Origin of the sequence: Nocardioides guangzhouensis, from assembly GCF_004519545.1 — a bacterium.
GTDB classification, from domain to species: domain Bacteria; phylum Actinomycetota; class Actinomycetes; order Propionibacteriales; family Nocardioidaceae; genus Nocardioides; species Nocardioides guangzhouensis.
Map to the genome: position 1 here is coordinate 118,738 of NZ_SDKM01000010.1, position 18,844 is coordinate 137,581.

Here is an 18,844-nt window from a genome sequence, read left to right on the forward strand (position 1 = left end):
TTAGAGTTCCACCCGCCTCACAGATGAGGCAGCAACCAGGCCCCGTAGCGCAGTTGGTTAGCGCGCCGCCCTGTCACGGCGGAGGCCGCGGGTTCGAGTCCCGTCGGGGTCGCCACTGGCACCAGAGGCTCCGGATCGATGATCCGGGGCCTCTCGTGATTTCGGGGTACCGCTCAGCCCTGCTGCCGGATCCCCCACGACCCCGTCCACGTCGAGCCGTCGACCCCGTCCGGTTCCAGCCAGACCACGTCCTCGCCGGTCCGGAACGCGTTGGCCTGGGCGGTCATCGGCTCGACCGCGAGCGACCGGCGCTCCGCACCCGGCACCTCGTCGGCGGTGAACAGCTGGATCCACCGGTAGTGCTCGTCCATCCAGAGCTCGACCGTGCGGCCGTCGCCGGACACGGTCACCCGGGCCAGCCGGTCCGTGTCCCGGGCGAGGTCGCCGAACGCGTCGTCGAGCACGGTGCCGCCGATCGGCCGCGGCGTGGTGAAGTCGTACGCCGTCCCGGCCACCGCCTCGCTGCCGGTCGGCAGCAGCCGGTCGTCGGTCAGCGTGTGGGAGCGGGCGGGGGAGTGCAGCACCCACGGGTCGACCGGCCCGTGGCCGAGCGTGAGGTAGGGGTGCGACCCGACCGCGAACGGTGCCCGGGTCGCCGACCGGTTCGCCGCCGCCTGGGTCACGGTCAGGCCCTCGTCCGAGAGCGCGTAGGTCCAGGTCAGGTCCAGCGTCCACGGGTAGCCCTTGCGCGCGGCCAGCCGGTAGGTGAGGACTGCGGTGTCGGCGACGTGGTCGCGCACCTGCCAGGTCTCCCAGCGGACCAGTCCGTGGGTGGCGTTGCGCCGCTCGTGCTCGGTCAGCGGCAGTCGGTGGGTGGTGCCGTCGACGACGTACTCGCCGTCCTCGAGGCGGTTCGGCCACGGCACCAGCACCTGTCCGCGGCAGGTCGGGGCGAGCTCGTCCTCGGCGTACCCGTCGACGAGCGGCTGCCCGTCGTACGTCAGGACGCGGAGGGAGGCCCCGCCCTGGGTCATCACGGCCCGGTAGGGCCCCGACGCGATCTCCAGCTGGGCTCCGCTCGGTGGCAGCATGCCGCCAGCATAGGGATCCGGACGGCGTGCGGTTCCGTGCGCGTGGACCCTTCGGGCTATTGCCGGTGCAGGGGCGCCGGTGCGACGGTGGCGTCACCGTCGGCCGGAAAGTGGTGGTCGTGATGAGGCAGTCGTCGCGGGTCCTCGCGCTCGTCTCGGTGGTCGTGGCCGCTCTGACAGGTCCGATCGTGGTCGACGAACCGCGCACGCGTGCGTCCGCGACGGTGGTCGACTGTTCACCACCGTGCCCGACCCGGCTCTTCCTCCATCCGGTGAGGACGCTGTCTCCGAGATCGCGTTCCGTCGGCTTCCCTGACATCGTCGTGAGCCCGTCGGGTCGGGCGACCGTGGCCTTCGGTGCTGCTCCGCCCCCGTATCCCACGCCGTCCAACGCCTATTCCGGGGATGTTCCGCCGTCGGCATCGGACCCCCGGATAATCCGAGCGGGTGGCGAGGGATGGCCGGGCATGGGTGATCCCGACGTCGACCGCCATCTCGGTCAGGACGGCGACGGCAACCAGACCGTCGTGATGACCGAGGAAGGCTTGTCTCCCGACGGGGACTTCACCGGGACGTACGAGATCATGACCGCCACCCGGCCGGTGGGGGGCGACTGGTCACCAGCGGCCGTGGTGTCGGGCGAGCCCCGGTTCGTGAGCCGCGCCAACCTCGTCGTCGGGCGTGACGGGGCGGCTGCCGCGGTCTGGGTGCGGGGTGTCGAGAGCATGTTCCTCGCGTACCGCGCGGCCGGGACGTCGGAGTGGGGCGAGCCCGAGCGCGTCATCGCACGAGGGGGGTACGCCGGCGAGGTCGGCATCGACGACGCCGGCAACGTGGTGGTCGCGTACGCCGACAACCAGGGGGCGCATGCCCGCCGCCGGTCGGCGGACGGGACCTGGAGCGCGTGGCGCGACTTCGCGGCCCGCAACGTGGGGTACGCGAAGCTCGCCGTCGGCCCGGGGGGCGAGGCCGTGCTGGTGTGGGAGCGCTACCGCGGGTACGACGTCGTGTCGAGCTGGGCTGCCCGCATGAGCCCGACAGGGGCATGGCAGACGAGGGTCAGGATTCCCGCTGGCGGCGCGATCCCCAGGGAGGGCCTGGCCGTCGACGGACGGGGTCGGGCCGTTGCCGCCTGGTGGAACGCGCGGCACGACGTCCGGGTGCTGCGGAGTCGGCCGGACGGTTCCTGGCGGCATCCCCGGACGATCGCCCGGGCGCAGCAGAAGGCGCCGGGCGGCCTGCCGGACCTGAAGGTCGCCACCAACCTGCGTGGGGACGTGTTCGTGGTGTGGCTGACCCGCCGGGACATCCGGGTCATGCGGGGCCGGTTGCGACCCACGGACGGCCCGTGGTCGGCGGTCCGTCGGATCTCGCCCGCGACCATCGGGCCGGGCCTGTACGCGATCGCCGTGGGTGACGGCGGCGAGGCTGCGGTGACCTGGATGAGGGGGCATGCGATCGAGGCGCGTCGACTGACCCGGGTCACGGTCCCCTGATCCGGCCTCAGGTCGGGACGGATCAGGCGAGGGCGAGCCGCTGGTCGACGGCCCACGGGCTGAGCACGTGGTCGAGCGCGAGCGCCGCGCACCCGACCAGCCCGGCCCGGTCGCCGTGGGCGGCGGGCAGGAGCTGCAGGTCGCGGGTCGACAGGCTGGTGGACTGGGCGTAGACCGCCTCGCGCACGCCGCCCGCGACGATGTCGAAGGCGGCGGCCATGTCCCCGCCGATCACGAGCGCCTGCGGGTTGACCACATTGACGACCACGGCGAGGACCTCGCCCACCGCCCGGCCGCTCTCGCGCAGCAGCCCGCGGGCGGTGGCGTCGCCGGCGAGCGCGGCGGCGACCAGGTCGCGCACGTGCTCGACGCCCGGGCGGTCCAGCCGCTGCACGAGCGCCCAGCCGCCGGCCGCGGCCTCCAGGCAGCCGGTGGCGCCGCAGCGGCAGGTCTGTCCGTCGGCACGGGCCGACTTGGTGTGGCCGATCTCGCCCGCCGCGCCTACGTGGCCCTTGAGCAGCCGGCCGTCGGCGATGATCCCGAGGCCGAGGCCGGTCGACGCCTTGAGGACCACAGCGTCGCGGAGCACCGCGCCGCGGGCGAGCAGCTCGGACTGGGCGAGCACGTCGGCGTCGTTGCCGAGGACCACGGGGGCGTCGGTGAGCGGCGCGAAGTACGGGCCGAGCTCGACGCCGTCCCAGCCCGGGATGGACGGGGAGTCGACGCAGGCGCCGCGGACCTCGTCGACGGTGCCGGGGACGGACAGCCCGACCGCGAGCAGCGGCGTCGCGCGGCCGCGGAGCTGGTCGGTGGCCCGCTCGACGATCCGGGGCATCAGGACGTCCGGGCCGGTTCCGGCCGGGTGGTCCTCGGAGTCAGCGGCCAGCTCCTGCCCGCGCAGGTCGAAGACGCCGACCTGGCTTCGGGACCGGCCGACGGCGACGGCCAGCACCACGCCGGCGTCGGGGTTGAGCACGAGCGACTCGGGCGGACGGCCGCCGGTCGAGGCGAGCTCGTCGCCGGGCAGCAGCAGCCCGCTGGAGACCAGCGCCGAGACCCGCGCGGTGACCGCGGTGCGGGAGAGGCCGGTGAGCCGGCGCAGGTCGGACCGGGTGCTGGCCCGGCCGTTCCGGACCAGGTCCAGCAGCATCCCGGCGGTCGAGCGCGCGGCGGTGAGCTGGTCGCCGTCGACGTGCACGTGTGCCTCCTGACGTTGTTCCCTGAGGTTCGGCCTGGCTGCCTGCCGTTGGCCGCAGGATACGGTTCCGTTCACTTTGATCTCAAAAAAACATACATCTGCTTGCGATGTGGCCAAACCCTTCCTACCGTGGTGCGCATGCACGGACCCACCACCGCGCCCGGCGGCCTTCCTCCCGCCTGTGACTTCACCGTCTTCGGCGGGACGGGTGACCTCGCCCTGCGCAAGCTGCTCCCCGCCCTCTACCTCCGCGACCGCGAGGGCCAGCTGCCCGCGGACACCCGCATCGTCGGAGTCTCCCGCAGCGACCACGACCAGGCGGCGTACCGCGAGGAGGTGCGCGCCGCGCTCCTCGAGCACGTCGACGCGGACCGGCTGGACGACGCCGCCCTCGACCGGATGCTGGCCCGGCTGCACCACGTCACCCTCGACGTCAACGGCTCCGAGGGCTGGCACGAGCTGCACGGCCTGCTCAAGGACCGGGCCCGGCACGAGGACACCGTCCGCGTGTTCTACCTCGCTGTCGCGCCCGGCCTGTTCGGCTCGATCTGCCGCCGGCTGGACGAGATCGGGGCCGCCGACGCGAACGCCCGCGTCGTCGTCGAGAAGCCGGTCGGGCACGACCTCGCCTCCGCGCAGGCCGTCAACGACGCGGTGGGCGAGGTGTTCGAGGAGTCGCAGATCTTCCGGATCGACCACTACCTCGGCAAGGAGAGCGTGCAGAACCTCCTCGTCACCCGCTTCGCCAACACCTTCCTCGAGCCGCTGTGGAACTCGCACTGGGTCGACCACGTGCAGATCACCGTGGCCGAGTCGCTCGGGGTCGGCGACCGCGGCGGCTACTACGACCACGCCGGCGCGCTGCGCGACATGGTGCAGAACCACCTGCTCCAGCTGCTGTGCCTGGTCGCCATGGAGCCCCCGACGTACGTCGGCGGGGAGACGGTCCGCGACGAGAAGCTGAAGGTCCTGCAGGCGCTCAAGCCGATGACCCCGGCGGACGTCGACCGCGACACCGTCCGCGGCCGGTACGACGCCGGGCTGGTGGGCGGCGCCGCCGTGGCGTCGTACGCCGACGACCTGGGGCACGACCAGAGCGACACCGAGACCTTCGTCGCGCTCAAGGCCGAGGTGCACAACTGGCGCTGGGCCGGGGTGCCGTTCTACCTCCGCACCGGCAAGCGGCTGGACCGCCGTACCTCCGAGATCGTGGTGGTCTTCAAGGAGCCGCCGCACGCGATGTTCCCGCACAGCGAGGGCGGCTCCACCCCGAACCGGCTGCACATCCAGGTCCAGCCCGACGAGGGCATGCGCCTGCACCTCACCGCCAAGGAGCCCGGCCCCGGCGGCATCCGGCTGCGGCCGGTCTCCCTCGACCTGAGCTACGCCACGGCGTTCGCGCAGGCGTCGCCCGACGCCTACGAGCGGCTGCTCATGGACGTCATCAAGGGCAACCCGACCCTGTTCATGCGCCGCGACGAGGTCGAGGCGGCGTGGGCGTGGGTCGAGCCGATCCTCACCCGGTGGGCAGCGTCGCCCGACCGGCCCCGCAGGTACCCCGCCGGCACCACCGGTCCCATCGCCGCCGCGACCCTCCTCGAGCGCGACGGCCGAACCTGGCAGGAGTCCGACTCATGACCCGACTGCACCCCGTCGTCGCCGAGGTCACGCAACGCGTGACCGAGCGCAGCGCGGCCGGACGCGCGGCGTACCTCGGCCGCGTCGAGGCCGCCGCCGGCACCGGTCCGGCCCGTGGCCGCCTGGCCTGCGCCAACCTCGCCCACGGCTTCGCCGCCTCCGACGCCCCGTCCAAGCAGGCGCTGCGCGGCCGCACCAAGCCGAACCTGGCCATCGTGACCAGCTACAACGACATGCTCTCGGCACACCAGCCGTTCGAGACCTACCCGCGGCAGCTCAAGCAGTCCGTGGTCCGCGCCGGCGGCATCGCCCAGGTCGCCGGCGGCGTGCCCGCGATGTGCGACGGGATCACCCAGGGTCGCGACGGCATGCAGCTCTCCCTGTTCAGCCGCGACGTGATCGCGATGTCCACCGCGGTCGCCCTGTCGCACGACATGTTCGACGGCGCGCTGCTGCTCGGGGTGTGCGACAAGATCGTGCCCGGACTGCTGATCGGCGCCCTGTCCTTCGGACACCTGCCGACGGTGTTCGTGCCGGCCGGCCCGATGACGTCGGGCATCCCGAACGGCGAGAAGGCCCGGGTCCGGCAGGAGTACGCCGCCGGGCGGATCGGCCGCGCGGAGCTGCTCGAGGCCGAGGCCGCGTCGTACCACTCGGCCGGCACCTGCACCTTCTACGGCACCGCGAACTCCAACCAGCTGCTGATGGAGGTGCTCGGGCTGCACCTGCCCGGGTCGTCGTTCGTGAACCCCGGCACCGAGCTGCGCGAGGCGCTGACCGACGCCGCGGCCCGCCGCGCCACCGAGATCACCCGGCAGGGCGGGGAGTACACCCCGATCGCCGACATCGTCGACGAGCGCGCGGTCGTCAACGCCTGCGTGGCCCTGCTCGCCAGCGGCGGCTCCACCAACCACACGATGCACCTGGTCGCGATCGCCCGGGCGGCCGGGATCACGCTGACCTGGGACGACCTGTCCGAGCTGTCGGCCGTGGTGCCGTCGCTGTGCCGGATCTACCCGAACGGCCCGGCCGACGTGAACCACTTCCACGCCGCCGGCGGCATCGGCTTCCTCGTGCACACCCTGCTCCGCGCCGGGCTGCTCCACGACGACGTGCAGACCATCGCCGGCCACGGCCTGTGGCGCTACACCACCGAGCCGCGGCTGCGGGGCGGCGAGCTCACCTGGGAGGAGGGCCCGAAGCAGAGCCTCGACCTCGACGTGCTCCGTCCCGCCGACCGGCCGTTCGCCCGCGACGGCGGCCTCAAGGTCCTGAACGGGCCGCTCGGCACCGGCGTGATCAAGGTGTCCGCGGTCGCCGACGAGCATCGGGTGGTGACCGCCCCGGCCGTGGTCTTCGACGACCAGGCCGACTTCCTCACCGCCTTCCAGGACGGCGAGCTGGACGGCCGCGACCTCGTCGCCGTCATCCGCTACCAGGGCCCGGCCGCGAACGGGATGCCCGAGCTGCACAAGCTCACACCCGCGCTCGGGGTCCTCCAGGACCGGGGGCAGAAGGTCGCGATCGTCACCGACGGACGGATGTCCGGTGCGTCGGGCAAGGTCCCGGCGGCGATCCACGTGACCCCCGAGGCCGCGCTCGACGGCCCGCTGGCGAGGCTCCGCGACGGCGACCTGCTCACCGTCGACGCCGACGCCGGCCGGCTCGACCTCACCGGTGTCGACCTGGCCTCGCGTACGCCGCAGGGCCGGGCGCCGCAGGGCGAGGAGTGGGCCGGCACCGGTCGCGAGCTGTTCGCCGCGTTCCGGGCCACCGTCGGCGCCGCGGACACGGGGGCCAGCGTGTTCCCGTCGTACGGCGCGCCCCGGCAGGAGGTGCCCGTTGTCCAGGCGGTCTGAGCTGTCGGTAGAGGGGTCCCTGCTCGACCGGGTGCCGGTGGTGCCGGTCGTGGTCGTCGACGACGCCGCGACCGCCGTACCGCTGGCCCGGGCGCTGGTCGCCGGCGGCCTGCCGGTGATCGAGCTGACGCTGCGCACCCCCGCGGCCCTCGACGCGATCCGCGCGATCGCGGACGAGGTGCCCGAGATCCTGGTCGGCGCCGGCACCGTGCTGACGCCGGGGCAGGCCAAGCAGGCGCTCGACGCGGGCGCGCAGTTCCTGGTGTCGCCCGGGGCCACGCCGGACCTTCTGGGGGGGATGTCCGACACGGGGCTGCCGTTCCTGCCGGGGACGGCCACGGTCTCCGAGGTGCTCGCGGTGCTCGAGCGCGGGATCACGGAGATGAAGTTCTTCCCCGCCGAGGCCTCGGGCGGCACCGCCTTCCTCTCCTCGATCGCCTCGCCGGTCCCGGCTGCGCGGTTCTGCCCGACCGGCGGGATCACCGCGGCCACCGCACCGTCGTACCTCGCGCTGCCGAACGTCGGCTGCGTCGGCGGCTCCTGGCTCACCCCGAAGGACGTGGTCGCCCACGCCGCCGCCACCGGCGACTGGACCCGGGTCGAGACCCTCGCCCGGGAGGCGTCCGCCCTCTAGTCGATTCGGTGGTTGAGGAGCGAGCGCCAGCGAGTGTCTCGAAACCACCCCGCCCGGCGTCGGTGGTTTCGAGTCGGGCGCGTTCCTCGCCCTCCACAACCACCGGAACCCTCACTCCGGCGGGCTAGGTTGGCAGCGTGCCGATCGAGATGAGCCGGGAGCGCTTCGAGGCCCTGGTCGACCAGGCCCTCGACCAGATCCCCGATGGGATCGCGGCGGTCGTCGACAACCTGGTGGTGCTCGTCGAGGACCGGCCTCCGGAGGGCGAGCCGCCCGACCTGCTCGGGCTGTACGACGGGGTGGCGCTGACCGAGCGCCAGGCCAACCACGGCGGTGAGCTGCCGGACCGGATCCTGGTCTTCCGCGAGCCGCTTCTCGACATGTGCGCGACCGAGGACGAGCTGGTCGAGGAGGTCGAGATCACCGTGGTCCACGAGATCGCCCACCACTTCGGGATCGACGACGCCCACCTGCACGAGCTCGGCTACGGCTGACGGCAAGACCTGGCCGCCATGCCCGCAATCCCTGGCCGCTGGGCCCGCAATTCCTGGCCGCTGGGCGGGGGAGGGGTGCCGTAGACTCGGGCGCGATGGCGGTGGGGCTCGCCGACAACCGCAGTGCTGCTGCCAACAGTCCCTACCTCGCAAGGACGCCTGCCCGCCCGGGTGGGGGTCGTGGACGACGGTAGGAGGAGCATGCCCCCGCACCAGCCCCCCGGACACCGGCCGCCGACGGACGGACGGTCGTTCGACGTCGTCGCGGCGGTGGATCCCGACGCAGACCTGCACGTCCCGGGGCAGCGTCGGGGGTGGACCCGGCACCGCTGGGTGCTGCCGACGATCGCCCTCGGCGGCGTGCTCGGCGCCCTGGCCCGGCACGGCCTCGAGGTGGCCTGGGCGACTCCGGACGGCGGGTTTCCGTGGGCGACCTTCGTCACCAACGTCACCGGCTGCCTGCTCATCGGCGTGCTGATGGTGCAGGTCGTCGAGGTCGGCGGCGCCCACCCGCTGCTGCGTCCCTTCCTCGGAGTCGGCGTCCTCGGCGGCTACACCACGTTCTCGACGTACGCCGTCCAGACCTTCCTGCTGGTCGAGCACCACCCCGGGACGGCCGCGGCGTACCTCCTCGGCACGCTCGTCGCCGCGATGGCCGCGGTGACCGCCGGCGTGGTGGCGGCCCGCGCCGCGCGGCGCCTGGCCCGCCGGGCCGGCCGACGGCACCCCCGACCGCAGACCCGCCCCACCCACCGCCCGGAGGACACGCGATGACCACCGACGACGCCCGCCGCCCCCTGTCGCGCACCGCCCGGCGCCTGACCGTCTACCTCGGCGAGTCCGACACCTGGCACCACAAGCCGCTCTACAGCGAGCTCGTGCACCGCGCCCACGCCGCCGGGCTGGCCGGGGCCAGCGTGCTGCGCGGCATCGAGGGCTTCGGCACCTCCAGCCGCATCCACACCAGCCGGCTGCTCTCGCTCTCCGAGGACCTCCCGGTGGTGGTCGTCCTCGTCGACGAGCCCGAGCGGATCGACGCCTTCCTGCCGCAGGTCGAGGAGCTGGTCACCGAGGGCCTGGTGACGCTCGACGACGTCGAGGTCGTGGTGCACCGCTACCGGGAGGAGCCGCGGTGACCGGCTGGTTGCTGCTGTGCCTGGGTGCCGCAGTGGGGGCGCCCGCGCGCTACCTCGTCGACCGCACGGTGCAGGCCCGGCACGACAGCCTGCTGCCGTGGGGCACGCTCACCGTCAACGTGGTCGGCTCGCTCGTGCTCGGTGTCCTGGTCGGCCGCGGCGCCCACGGCGGTGTGCCCGAGGACGTCACGCTCGCGTTCGGCACCGGGCTGTGCGGCGCGCTCACGACGTACAGCACGTTCAGCTACGAGACCCTCCGCCTCACCGAGGACGGAGCGCTGCTGTACGCCGGGTGGAACGTCGCGCTGAGCCTCACCGTCGGCCTGGCCGCGGCCGCGGCGGGGTACGCGATCGGCACTGCCCTGTGACGGGAGACGGTCAGGACGCGCTCTGGCGGTACGACGGGTCCACCTTGTAGGTGCCCGCCCACCGCAGCGGGGGCTCCCCGCGCGCCTGGCGGACGAACTCGCCGAGGTACCACCGCTGCAGCTCGAACTGCTGCGTCGTCGCCGCCAGCGCCAGCAGCCGCTGCGCCCGGCAGAACTCGTCGGCGAGCTCGAGCAGCTCGAGCAGCTGCGCCATCGTCTCCGCCGACCCCGGCGGGGTGTGCAGCACGATGTCGGCCCGCTCGACACCGTCGGCCAGGGCGCGCTCGAGCGCCGGCAGCCCGAACATCAGGCGGGACATCTCGTCGACGCGGTGGAACAGCTGGGTCAGGCTCTTCGCGACCGGGTAGTCGTCCTCGTGGGCCAGCGCCAGCAGCCGCAGCTCGCGGCGCACCTCGTGGTAGTGGCGCCGGAAGTCGGCGAGCAGGCGCACCGGCATGTCGTCGAAGACCACGCGCAGGTAGTCCGCGGGCGGCGTGGCCGGCTGCGTGGAGCTGGCCTCGGTCGGGACGTCGAGCACCGGCGAGGCGGGGGTGGCGGCCAGTGAGGTCGCCGGCTCGAACCAGACGATCTTGCCGTCGTCGTGGACGTCGACCCCCCAGGAGGTCGAGCACATCCCGACCAGGCCGAGGCCGCGCCCGATCGTCGACAGCAGCTCGTCGTCCTCGGTCATCCGCGGGTTGAGCTGCGGAAGGCCGCGGGAGCCGTCGTGGACCTCGAAGCGGGGATGGTCGAAGGTGCCCGCGACCTTGAGGCTCATCGGGGGCGCGGCGTGCAGCACGGCGTTGGTGACCAGCTCGGTCACGGCCAGCTCGGTGCACTCGAGGAGGTCGCCGCGGTCGAGGTCGCGGCACACGTCACCCGCCCATCGACGTGCCTCCTGCACTGATCGAGGGCTGCTGTCGAGTGGCACGGGTGGCCTGTTCAGCGGCAACGACGAGCCTTCACCACGGGTTCCTGACAGTCGAATGGTGGACGAACTGACCGGCGAATACCCGGCAGCCACGCTCCACAAACCAAAAACTGGGGTCGATTCTGCCGTGTCCCGCAGGTCTGAGAGGCTGGGGGCAGCAGATGTACGCAATGGTCCAGGAGGCCGCTCATGGCTGCACGCGAGGGCAGGCACCAGGTCGTCGTCATCGGTTCCGGCTTCGGCGGGCTGTTCGGCACCAAGGCCCTCAAGCGGGCCGACGTCGACGTCACGATGGTGGCCAAGACCACCCACCACCTCTTCCAGCCCCTGCTCTACCAGGTGGCGACCGGGATCCTCTCCCAGGGCGAGATCGCCCCGCCGACGCGCGAGATCCTCAGCCACCAGGAGAACGCCCGCGTGCTGCTCGGTGAGGTGACCGACATCGACCTCACCGCCCGCACGGTCACCTCGCAGGTGCTCGGCCGGCCGACCGTGACGTCGTACGACTCGCTGATCGTGGCCGCCGGTGCCAGCCAGTCCTACTTCGGCAACGACCAGTTCGCGGAGTTCGCGCCCGGCATGAAGAGCATCGACGACGCGCTGGAGCTGCGCGGCCGCATCTTCGGCGCCTTCGAGTGGGCCGAGATGGGCGCGATGCGCGGCGACAACGTCGACCACCACCTGACCTTCGTGGTCGTCGGCGCCGGCCCGACCGGTGTCGAGATGGCCGGCCAGATCGCCGAGCTCGCGAACCGCACGCTCAAGCACGACTTCCGGTTCATCAACACCCGGCACGCGCGGGTGATCCTGCTCGACGCCGCCCCGCAGGTGCTGCCGCCGTTCGGTCACCGGCTCGGCGCCAAGGCCCAGCACGAACTCGAGAAGCTCGGGGTCGAGGTCCAGCTCGGTGCCATGGTCACCGACGTCGACGAGCGCGGCCTCGAGGTCAAGGACCGCGACGGCACCGTCCGCCGGATCGAGTGCATGACCAAGATCTGGGCAGCGGGGGTGGCGGCCAACCCGCTCGGCCGGACCCTGTCGGAGCAGACCGGCGCACCGCTGGACCGCGCCGGCCGGATCGGGGTCAACCCCGACCTCACGCTGCCCGGCCACCCCGAGGTGTTCGTGGTCGGCGACATGATCGCGCTCGACAACCTCCCGGGCGTCGCGCAGGTCGCGATCCAGGGCGCGAAGTACGCCGCCAAGGAGATCCGCAACCGGATCGACGACCGGCCGCCGCAGGCGCCGTTCCACTACCACGACAAGGGGTCGATGGCGATCATCAGCCGCTTCCGGGCGGTCGCGATGGTCGGCAAGCTGCGGCTGACCGGCGTGCTGGCCTGGCTGATGTGGCTGGCCGTGCACCTCGTCTACATCACCGGGTTCAAGAACCGCGTGACCGCGCTGCTGCACTGGGCGGTCTCGTTCCTCGGCCGCGGCCGCTCGGAGCGGACCACCACCGAGCAGCAGATCTTCGGGCGGGCGGCGCTCAAACGCCTGCAGGGCGGGGCCGCCGACCTGGTCTCCCGCCCCGGTGCGTACGACGCCAGCCGGGCGCTGCTCGAGACCACCCGGCGGGCGGAGCTCGAGGCCCAGGCTGCCGAGGAGGCCCGGCTCAGCGACGAGAACCGTCGCGGGGTGAGCGTCGACCGCTGAAACCGGTTTGTGCCGCCCTGACGCGGCTTGGTCTGATGGCGCCATGACCAGCCTCGTACGCCCCGACGCCGCCTACCACGACTCCTGGCAGGAGGCGTTCGAGGAGTTCGACCACGTGTTCTCCGACGGGTCGGGCCAGCACGGCCGGGTCGAGGGCGAGTTCACTCGCGAGCGGTTCGACGCGATGGTCGCGGACCGCCTGGCCCAGGCCGACCCGGCCACCCCGCTGCGTCCTGACTGGGTGCACTGCACGTTCCTCTGGATCGTCGAGGGGCCCGAGTTCGTGGGCAACCTGGCGATCCGCCACGAGCTCACGCCGTACCTCCTCGAGCAGGGTGGGCACGTCGGCTACTCGGTGCGCCCGAGCCGGCGCCGGCAGGGGCACGCACGGCGCGCGCTCGCCCTCGCGCTGCCGGTCTGCCAGGAGCTCGGCATCGACCGGGTGCTGGTGACCTGCGACGTCGACAACGAGGCGTCGCGGCGCACCATCGAGGCCAACGGCGGGGTCCAGGAGGACGTGCGCGAGGGCAAGCGGCGCTACTGGATCAGCGTCTAGCTCCCGACCAGCTGCGGCTCGCGGTGCGGGCGGTCCACGACCAGGTCGTCGCGCAGGTCGCGGCCGCGGGTCTCGGGCAGCAGGGTCGCACAGCTCAGGCTGATCGTGGCCACGACGACGTTGTAGCCCGCCACCAGCCACAGGGTACCGTCGCCCCTGGTCACGAGCCACGCGGCGATCAGCGGGGTGAACCCGGAGGCCACGATCCCCGAGACCTGGTAGAGCGTGCTGAGCGCGCTGTAGCGGTAGCGGGTGTCGAACAGCTCGCTCCACAACGCCGCGAGCGGCCCGTAGACCACGCCGTAGACGACGCCCAGGCCGCCGACGAACGCGACCACCACGCCGAGCGTCGTTCCGCCCTGGATCAGCCAGGCCGCCGGAAATGCGAAGAACAGGGCGAACACCGTGCCCGCGTTGTAGACGGGCTTGCGGCCGACCCGGTCGCTGAGGCGGCCGGCGGCGAGCACCAGCACCACACCGAGCAGGACCCCGGCCATGATCGCGTCGAGCACCACCGACTTCGCGACGCCGACGTTCTTCACGGCGTACGCCAGGAGGTAGACCGAGAACAGGTTGAACGTGAAGCCTTCGATGAAGCGGGTGCCCATGCCGAGCAGCAGCGTGCGCGGCTGCCGGCGGACCAGCTCCCTCACCGGGTTCGCGACGACCTGCTTCTGCTCCTGGACCTGCTCGAACGCCGGGGTCTCCATCACGCTGAGCCGGATCCAGGCGCCGATGGCGAGCAGCAGCACGCTGAGCAGGAAGCACGCGCGCCAGCCCCAGGCGAGGAACGCCTCGTCGGGCAGCTGGCTGGCGATCGCGAAGGCGCCGGAAGCGAGGAACAGCCCGCCCGGCACGCCGATGTGCGCGAAGCTGCCGAAGAAGCCCCGTCGCTCCGGCGGGGCGAACTCGACGGCGAGCAGCACCGCGCCGCCGTACTCGCCGCCGACGCCGATGCCCTGGAGGATCCGCAGCACCACGAGCAGGATCGGCGCCCACACCCCGATCGCCTCGTACGACGGGAGCAGGCCGATCGCGGCCGTGCCGACGCCCATGATCACCAGCGTCCAGATCAGCATGGTCTTGCGGCCGATCCGGTCGCCGAGGTGCCCGAAGACGAAGCCGCCGAGCGGCCGGGCCAGGAAGCCGACCGCGAACGTGCCGAACGCGGCGAACTGGGCGGCTGGGCCGCTGAGCCCGCTGAAGAAGAGCTGGTCGAAGACCAGGCCGGCGGCGGTGCCGTAGAGAAAGAAGTCGTACCACTCGATGGTGGCGCCGACCGCCGAGGCGAGGGCCACCTTGCGGGGGGAGGCTGCATCGGTCCGCATGTGTTCTCCTGTCATTCCCGATAAAGACAACTGAGATAATCGACATAGACCGTACAGGATCACCCGGAACGGGGGTGCTCCGGACGCCGTACGAACCGCTGTCCTCGGGTAGGGCCCGCGGGCCGCTCGGGTGCGGCCTGCCCGCACGACGTTAGGAGGTCGCGGCCCATGGGCGAGCCGGCGGTGCGCGCGCACACCGTGTCCAGCTACGTGCCGGGACTGCACATGCTGCGTACCTACCGCAGGTCGTGGCTGGCGAAGGACCTCGTCGCCGGGGTGGTGCTCACGACGCTGCTGGTCCCCCAGGGCATGGCGTACGCCGAGCTGGCCGGCCTGCCCGCGATCACCGGCCTCTACACCACCATCCTCTGCCTGCTCGCGTACGCGCTGTTCGGGCCGTCACGGGTGCTGGTGCTCGGCCCGGACTCCGCGCTGGGCCCGATGATCGCGGCCACGGTCCTGCCCCTCGTCGCGTCCGACGGGGACCCGGACACGGCGGTCGCCTACGCCTCGCTGCTGGCGATCATGGTCGGCGTCATCACGGTCCTGGCCGGACTGTTCAAGCTCGGCTTCGTCGCCGACCTGCTCTCGCACCCGACCCAGATCGGCTACATGAACGGGCTCGCGCTGACGATCCTGGTCAGCCAGCTCCCGAAGCTGTTCGGGTTCTCGGTGGACGCGGACGGGTTGATCGACGAGGCGACGGCGTTCGTCCGGGCAGTCCGGGACGGGGAGACCGTTGGCGCTGCGCTCGCGATCGGGCTGTTCTGCCTGGTCCTCATCCTGGTGATGCAGCGGTTGTGGCCGATCTTCCCCAGCGTGCTGGCAGCGGTGGTGCTGGCGATCGCCGCCGTCGCCGTCTTCGACCTCGAGGACCGCGGCGTCAAGCTGGTCGGGGAGATGCCCGCCGGCTTCCCGCCGTTCACGATCCCGCACGTGCCGGTCGAGGACCTGACCCTGCTGCTCGCCGGCGCGCTGGGCATCGCGCTGGTGGCCCTCACCGACACCATCTCGAACGCCTCGGTGTTCGCCGACAAGACGGGCGCCGAGGTCGACGGCAACCGCGAGATGATCGCCGTCGGTGCGGCGAGCCTCTCCGCCGGCCTCTTCCAGGGGTTCCCGGTGTCCACCAGCGGCTCCCGCACCGCGGTCGCGTTCCAGAGCGGCTCGAAGACCCAGGTCACCGGCCTGGTCGGTGCGGTCGCCATCATCGTGATGCTGCTCGTCGCGCCCGGCCTGCTGAAGGACCTTCCGCAGCCGGCCCTGGCGGCGGTCGTGATCGCCGCGTCGACCTCACTCGCCGACGTACGCGGGCTGCGGCGGCTCTACCGGCAGCGCCGCTCGGAGTTCCTCCTCGCGCTGGCCCCGTTCCTCGGCGTGGCACTGCTCGGAGTCCTGCCCGGCATCGCCGTGGCGGTCGGGCTCTCCATCCTCAACGTCTTCCGCCGGGTGTGGTGGCCGCACCAGGCGCTGCTCGGCCGCGCCGAGGGCATGCGCGGCTACCACGACACGGAGTTCCACCCGACCATCGAGCACCTGCCCGGCCTCGCGATCTACCGGTTCGACGCCCCCTTGCTCTTCGCCAACGCCCGCACCTTCCGTGACCAGGTACGCCGCCTCGTCGCGACCGACCCCCGCCCGGCCTGGGTGGTGGTCGCGTCGGAGCCGATCACCGACGTCGACACCACCGCCGCCGACATGCTCGAGGACCTCGACACCGAGCTCGCCGAGGGCGGCACGAAGCTGGTCTTCGCCGAGCTCAAGGACGCCGTACGCCAGAAGATCGAGACCTACGAGCTGGCCGACACCATGAAGCGCGACCGCTTCTTCCCGACCGTCCGCACCGCCGTCGAGGCCTACCAGGCGCAGGCCGGCGTCGAGTGGATCCCCGGCCCCAGCCCCTACGAGCTGGAGTGACGGCGTGGGTCCGTGAGCAGCGGAAGCTCGCCGTCGCGGACGTTCGCTCATCGGCCATGAGCGTGCACGAGTCGACGACGAGCGTTCGCTCCGGCCGCACCGACTGCGGTTGGTTTGTCCTACCCGCGTGGCCCCGGTAGAAATGCACCCATGCTTCCTTCGAGAACGGGCTCGCAGTGACAGCCAGCGACTACGACAGTTTCGCGAACGCCTACGCGGCGGACAACGAGTCGAACCTCTTCAACGCGTACTACGAGCGACCCGAGATGCTCCGCCTCGCCGGTGACGTCTCCGGCCGCCGGATCCTCGACGCGGGGTGTGGTTCCGGGCCGTTGACGGCTGCCCTTCGCGCTCAGGGCGCCGTCGTCACCGGTTTCGACGCGAGCACGGCCATGGTCGCCCTGGCGCGTCAGAGGCTGGGCGACGACGCCGACGTGCACGTGGCGGACCTAGGCGCGCCGTTGCCGTTCGGCGATGACGAGTTCGATGACGTCGTCGCATCGCTCGTCCTGCACTACCTCGAGGACTGGGCCGGCCCCCTCACCGAGCTTCGGCGCGTGCTGAAGCCCGGCGGTCGCCTGATCCTCTCGGTGATCCACCCCAGTGTCTACGCCATCGTGTATCCCGAGGCCGACTACTTCGCGCTCACCAGGTACTCCGAGGAATACACGTTCGACGGGCAGAGCGCGGTCCTGACCTACTGGCACCGACCACTCCACGCCGTCACGGCTGCCTTTGCCGCCGCAGGGTTCCGCATCGCCACCGTCAGCGAACCGCCCCCGGCGGCGGACACACCTCCGGGACTGCTCCCCCCAGGCCTGGCAGAAGGCCGGTCCTTCCTGTGCTTCCTCTTCTTCGTCCTCGAGGCCGCCTGAGCCGAACCGCGACGGGTCCCGTTGGGGTGCGTGCACGCTCCCGTTGGTAGGCCGAGTGGTAGCCCAGGGGTAGGCCCCGTGGGACTCGAACCACCACCAACGGAGACGTCCTCAGGCCTTCAGGACAAGGGGATTCAGGTGCGTTGGCGCCTGCGGTGGGTGGAGCCTGGTGGCTCCTGGCGACCTGGTTTCTGGCCCTATTCTGCCCAGCATTCTTCCCAAGCCAGGGATGCCGCCGGCGTCCACGACCTCGTGGATCGGGTCGGCGGCTCAGAGGTGGCGCGAGGCAGACGTCGTGCCTCGACCGTCACCGCCGAGAGCGCTGGATTCCCGCTCCGCTACACGACCATGGGAGCCCCAAGAACCGCCTCGCACGTGCTCGTCTCGCCCGGTACGGTCGCGGGCGTGCTGCCACTGCGGGGAGCCCGAGAACTCCGCGCACTGGCGCCCCGGTAGCTCCCCCGCTGAGAAGAGGTTTCGTCGATGGCATGTCGTATCAGTGAGCTCGTGCTCGGTTGCCGCGACCCCGAGGTGCTGGCGCGGTTCTGGTGTGAGGTCCTGGACTTCGTCGTGCTCGATCGCGAAGAGAACGAGATGTTCGAGATCGGGCCCCGGGAAGGGTTCGGCGGACCACAGCCGACGCTCATCCTCAGCCGCAGGGACGAGCCGGAGCCGGGGAAGACCCGCCTGCACATCGACGTCAACGCCACCGACCGCGACCAGGACGCCGAACTGGAACGCCTCCTTGCGCTCGGGGCCCGCCCGGCCGATATCGGCCAGACCGGCGAGGAGGCGTGGCACGTTCTTGCCGACCCCGAGGGCAATGAGTTCTGCCTGCTCAAGGCCCGCCTCAAGCCGCTCTGACGACGCCGAGGACGATCCGGGTCGGGGCCGTTTCGAAGCCCACAAGGATGAAGCCCGCGACGATGAAGTCGAAGATGCCGCGCGCGGCATCCATCGAGACCGGTGGGTTCGGACCGCCAACGCCCGATTGCTCGAGCCGCACGCCATGAGGTGAGTGCGTTCCGTGCGAGGCCCTTCGAGCAAGTTGTCGTGCTCGGCCACTGGCACCCGGCATCCGCTCATCGGCAGACCGCGCGCGATCTGCGGTACGAGCGGACGGTTCGGCCAATCTGCCCGATGAAGAGTCGCTTGTTTCCCAGCCGTTCGTGGGACTTGCGGAAGGAACGTCACCCCTGCAGACAGGCGCGGATCGCGGCTATGAGCGGTCGCTACTCCTCCGCAGGAGGCTGCTGCCTACTCACCTGAATCAGCTTCCACACGGAGACCGGTAGACCAATGACGCTGACGAACACCACGACCTCACCGACGTCTGTCCACCCACGGGAGACCATCCAGACGCCCACGGCGATCAACAGCACGTCGACGAGGATCACGGTCCGCCAGTAGACCGGGGTATTCGACTCGTCCGACACATGGCGGACGCTAGCGCTGGGCACATCGCGTCGTCCACGGCCCGCTCATCGGCTCTGAGGGCGCACGAGGCAGCCAGGTGGGCGGATGTCTGTCGGGATCGTTGTCTCGACTCATTGCTCCCCGTGCTCTGGCGCGCGCAGGCGGGGCGCGCATCGGTCGCCGGGTCTCCGACATCCGCAGACATGGCGTCGCGTCGAGAAAATCGGCCGACGGTTGGACGTTTCTCGCGG

At 71.8% G+C, this 18,844-nt stretch carries 19 protein-coding genes and 1 tRNA gene; 14 read left to right on the plus strand and 6 right to left on the minus strand.

Annotation, left to right across the window (positions count from 1 at the left end; translation table 11 throughout):
• Positions 1 to 38: 38 nt before the first annotated feature.
• Positions 39 to 115: transfer RNA gene (locus EKO23_RS08745), tRNA-Asp, on the plus strand.
• Positions 116 to 173: 58 nt separating this feature from the next.
• Here EKO23_RS08745 and EKO23_RS08750 read toward each other — a convergent pair.
• Complete coding sequence (locus tag EKO23_RS08750; protein ID WP_134716259.1) at positions 174 to 1,091, minus strand: aldose 1-epimerase family protein; 918 nt, start codon at positions 1,089 to 1,091, stop codon at positions 174 to 176.
• 467 nt (positions 1,092 to 1,558) lie between these two features.
• Between EKO23_RS08750 and EKO23_RS08755 the strand changes: the two genes are divergently transcribed.
• Positions 1,559 to 2,587 carry a hypothetical protein gene (locus tag EKO23_RS08755; protein WP_134716261.1) on the plus strand — a complete coding sequence of 343 codons (1,029 nt, stop codon included), beginning with the start codon at positions 1,559 to 1,561 and terminating at the stop codon, positions 2,585 to 2,587.
• A 22-nt stretch (positions 2,588 to 2,609) separates the two neighbouring features.
• On the opposite strand, the gene EKO23_RS08760 is transcribed toward EKO23_RS08755, so the two are convergent.
• Positions 2,610 to 3,785 carry an ROK family protein gene (locus EKO23_RS08760; protein ID WP_246050976.1) on the minus strand — a complete coding sequence of 392 codons (1,176 nt, stop codon included), beginning with the start codon at positions 3,783 to 3,785 and terminating at the stop codon, positions 2,610 to 2,612.
• Between the two features lie 138 nt (positions 3,786 to 3,923).
• Between EKO23_RS08760 and zwf the strand changes: the two genes are divergently transcribed.
• The 7 genes from zwf (at position 3,924) to crcB (ending at position 9,914) form a co-directional block, all read left to right on the plus strand.
• Complete coding sequence (gene zwf, locus EKO23_RS08765) at positions 3,924 to 5,423, plus strand: glucose-6-phosphate dehydrogenase (protein ID WP_134716263.1); 1,500 nt, start codon at positions 3,924 to 3,926, stop codon at positions 5,421 to 5,423.
• Positions 5,420 to 7,282, plus strand: a complete 1,863-nt coding sequence (edd, locus tag EKO23_RS08770) for a phosphogluconate dehydratase (RefSeq protein WP_134716265.1) — start codon at positions 5,420 to 5,422, stop codon at positions 7,280 to 7,282. The genes zwf and edd overlap by 4 nt, the downstream gene beginning before the upstream one ends.
• A complete protein-coding gene (gene eda, locus EKO23_RS08775; RefSeq protein ID WP_246050977.1) occupies positions 7,266 to 7,916 on the plus strand; it encodes a bifunctional 4-hydroxy-2-oxoglutarate aldolase/2-dehydro-3-deoxy-phosphogluconate aldolase in 651 nt (216 codons plus the stop codon). The genes edd and eda overlap by 17 nt, the downstream gene beginning before the upstream one ends.
• Before the next feature lie 137 nt (positions 7,917 to 8,053).
• On the plus strand, positions 8,054 to 8,410 hold the full coding sequence (locus EKO23_RS08780) for a metallopeptidase family protein (RefSeq protein ID WP_134716267.1): 357 nt from the start codon (positions 8,054 to 8,056) through the stop codon (positions 8,408 to 8,410).
• Between the two features lie 201 nt (positions 8,411 to 8,611).
• Positions 8,612 to 9,184, plus strand: coding sequence for a fluoride efflux transporter FluC (locus EKO23_RS08785; protein ID WP_134716269.1), 573 nt, complete (start codon positions 8,612 to 8,614; stop codon positions 9,182 to 9,184).
• Positions 9,181 to 9,546: a DUF190 domain-containing protein gene (locus EKO23_RS08790; RefSeq protein ID WP_134716271.1), complete on the plus strand. Its 366-nt coding sequence runs from the start codon at positions 9,181 to 9,183 to the stop codon at positions 9,544 to 9,546. The genes EKO23_RS08785 and EKO23_RS08790 overlap by 4 nt, the downstream gene beginning before the upstream one ends.
• Positions 9,543 to 9,914, plus strand: a complete 372-nt coding sequence (gene crcB / locus EKO23_RS08795; RefSeq protein ID WP_246050978.1) for a fluoride efflux transporter CrcB — start codon at positions 9,543 to 9,545, stop codon at positions 9,912 to 9,914. Before EKO23_RS08790 ends, crcB begins: the two co-directional genes overlap by 4 nt.
• 10 nt (positions 9,915 to 9,924) lie before the next feature.
• Here crcB and EKO23_RS08800 read toward each other — a convergent pair whose 3' ends face one another.
• Complete coding sequence (locus tag EKO23_RS08800; RefSeq protein WP_342773581.1) at positions 9,925 to 11,058, minus strand: ATP-binding protein; 1,134 nt, start codon at positions 11,056 to 11,058, stop codon at positions 9,925 to 9,927.
• Here EKO23_RS08800 and EKO23_RS08805 point away from each other — a divergent pair.
• Positions 11,035 to 12,501, plus strand: a complete 1,467-nt coding sequence (locus tag EKO23_RS08805) for an NAD(P)/FAD-dependent oxidoreductase (protein ID WP_134716275.1) — start codon at positions 11,035 to 11,037, stop codon at positions 12,499 to 12,501. The two genes, EKO23_RS08800 and EKO23_RS08805, sit on opposite strands and share 24 nt — an antisense overlap.
• A gap of 43 nt (positions 12,502 to 12,544) precedes the next feature.
• On the plus strand, positions 12,545 to 13,057 hold the full coding sequence (locus tag EKO23_RS08810) for a GNAT family N-acetyltransferase (protein WP_134716277.1): 513 nt from the start codon (positions 12,545 to 12,547) through the stop codon (positions 13,055 to 13,057).
• Here EKO23_RS08810 and EKO23_RS08815 read toward each other — a convergent pair.
• The gene (locus tag EKO23_RS08815) at positions 13,054 to 14,385 is read right to left on the minus strand and encodes an MFS transporter (RefSeq protein ID WP_217702541.1); all 1,332 of its coding nucleotides are present in this window, start codon (positions 14,383 to 14,385) and stop codon (positions 13,054 to 13,056) included. The genes EKO23_RS08810 and EKO23_RS08815 overlap by 4 nt on opposite strands.
• A 168-nt stretch (positions 14,386 to 14,553) precedes the next feature.
• Here EKO23_RS08815 and EKO23_RS08820 point away from each other — a divergent pair, with 168 nt between their 5' ends.
• From EKO23_RS08820 to EKO23_RS08830, 3 genes are all read left to right on the plus strand, one after another.
• Positions 14,554 to 16,302 (plus strand): SulP family inorganic anion transporter, encoded by a 1,749-nt coding sequence (locus EKO23_RS08820; RefSeq protein WP_134716281.1) that lies wholly within the window; start codon positions 14,554 to 14,556, stop codon positions 16,300 to 16,302.
• Positions 16,303 to 16,568: 266 nt separating this feature from the next.
• Positions 16,569 to 17,177 carry a class I SAM-dependent methyltransferase gene (locus EKO23_RS08825; protein ID WP_246050979.1) on the plus strand — a complete coding sequence of 203 codons (609 nt, stop codon included), beginning with the start codon at positions 16,569 to 16,571 and terminating at the stop codon, positions 17,175 to 17,177.
• Between the two features lie 483 nt (positions 17,178 to 17,660).
• Positions 17,661 to 18,041 (plus strand): VOC family protein, encoded by a 381-nt coding sequence (locus tag EKO23_RS08830; RefSeq protein ID WP_134716285.1) that lies wholly within the window; start codon positions 17,661 to 17,663, stop codon positions 18,039 to 18,041.
• Here EKO23_RS08830 and EKO23_RS25155 read toward each other — a convergent pair.
• Together EKO23_RS25155 and EKO23_RS08835 are read right to left on the minus strand one after the other, a co-directional pair.
• Positions 18,028 to 18,183, minus strand: a complete 156-nt coding sequence (locus tag EKO23_RS25155; RefSeq protein ID WP_167880384.1) for a hypothetical protein — start codon at positions 18,181 to 18,183, stop codon at positions 18,028 to 18,030. The genes EKO23_RS08830 and EKO23_RS25155 overlap by 14 nt on opposite strands.
• Positions 18,184 to 18,409: 226 nt before the next feature.
• A complete protein-coding gene (locus EKO23_RS08835; RefSeq protein WP_134716287.1) occupies positions 18,410 to 18,613 on the minus strand; it encodes a hypothetical protein in 204 nt (67 codons plus the stop codon).
• Positions 18,614 to 18,844 lie beyond the last annotated feature (231 nt).

Coding starts and splice junctions, on each gene's coding strand:
- EKO23_RS08820 (WP_134716281.1), top strand. CDS start 14,554: ATGGGCGAGCCGGCGGTGCGCGCGCACACCGTGTCCAGCTACGTGCCG.
- EKO23_RS08805 (WP_134716275.1), top strand. CDS start 11,035: ATGGCTGCACGCGAGGGCAGGCACCAGGTCGTCGTCATCGGTTCCGGC.
- EKO23_RS08815 (WP_217702541.1), bottom strand. CDS start 14,385: ATGCGGACCGATGCAGCCTCCCCCCGCAAGGTGGCCCTCGCCTCGGCG.
- EKO23_RS08755 (WP_134716261.1), top strand. CDS start 1,559: ATGGGTGATCCCGACGTCGACCGCCATCTCGGTCAGGACGGCGACGGC.
- EKO23_RS08750 (WP_134716259.1), bottom strand. CDS start 1,091: ATGCTGCCACCGAGCGGAGCCCAGCTGGAGATCGCGTCGGGGCCCTAC.
- EKO23_RS08830 (WP_134716285.1), top strand. CDS start 17,661: ATGGCATGTCGTATCAGTGAGCTCGTGCTCGGTTGCCGCGACCCCGAG.
- zwf (WP_134716263.1), top strand. CDS start 3,924: ATGCACGGACCCACCACCGCGCCCGGCGGCCTTCCTCCCGCCTGTGAC.
- EKO23_RS08825 (WP_246050979.1), top strand. CDS start 16,569: ATGCTCCGCCTCGCCGGTGACGTCTCCGGCCGCCGGATCCTCGACGCG.
- EKO23_RS08785 (WP_134716269.1), top strand. CDS start 8,612: ATGCCCCCGCACCAGCCCCCCGGACACCGGCCGCCGACGGACGGACGG.
- EKO23_RS08790 (WP_134716271.1), top strand. CDS start 9,181: ATGACCACCGACGACGCCCGCCGCCCCCTGTCGCGCACCGCCCGGCGC.
- EKO23_RS08810 (WP_134716277.1), top strand. CDS start 12,545: ATGACCAGCCTCGTACGCCCCGACGCCGCCTACCACGACTCCTGGCAG.
- edd (WP_134716265.1), top strand. CDS start 5,420: ATGACCCGACTGCACCCCGTCGTCGCCGAGGTCACGCAACGCGTGACC.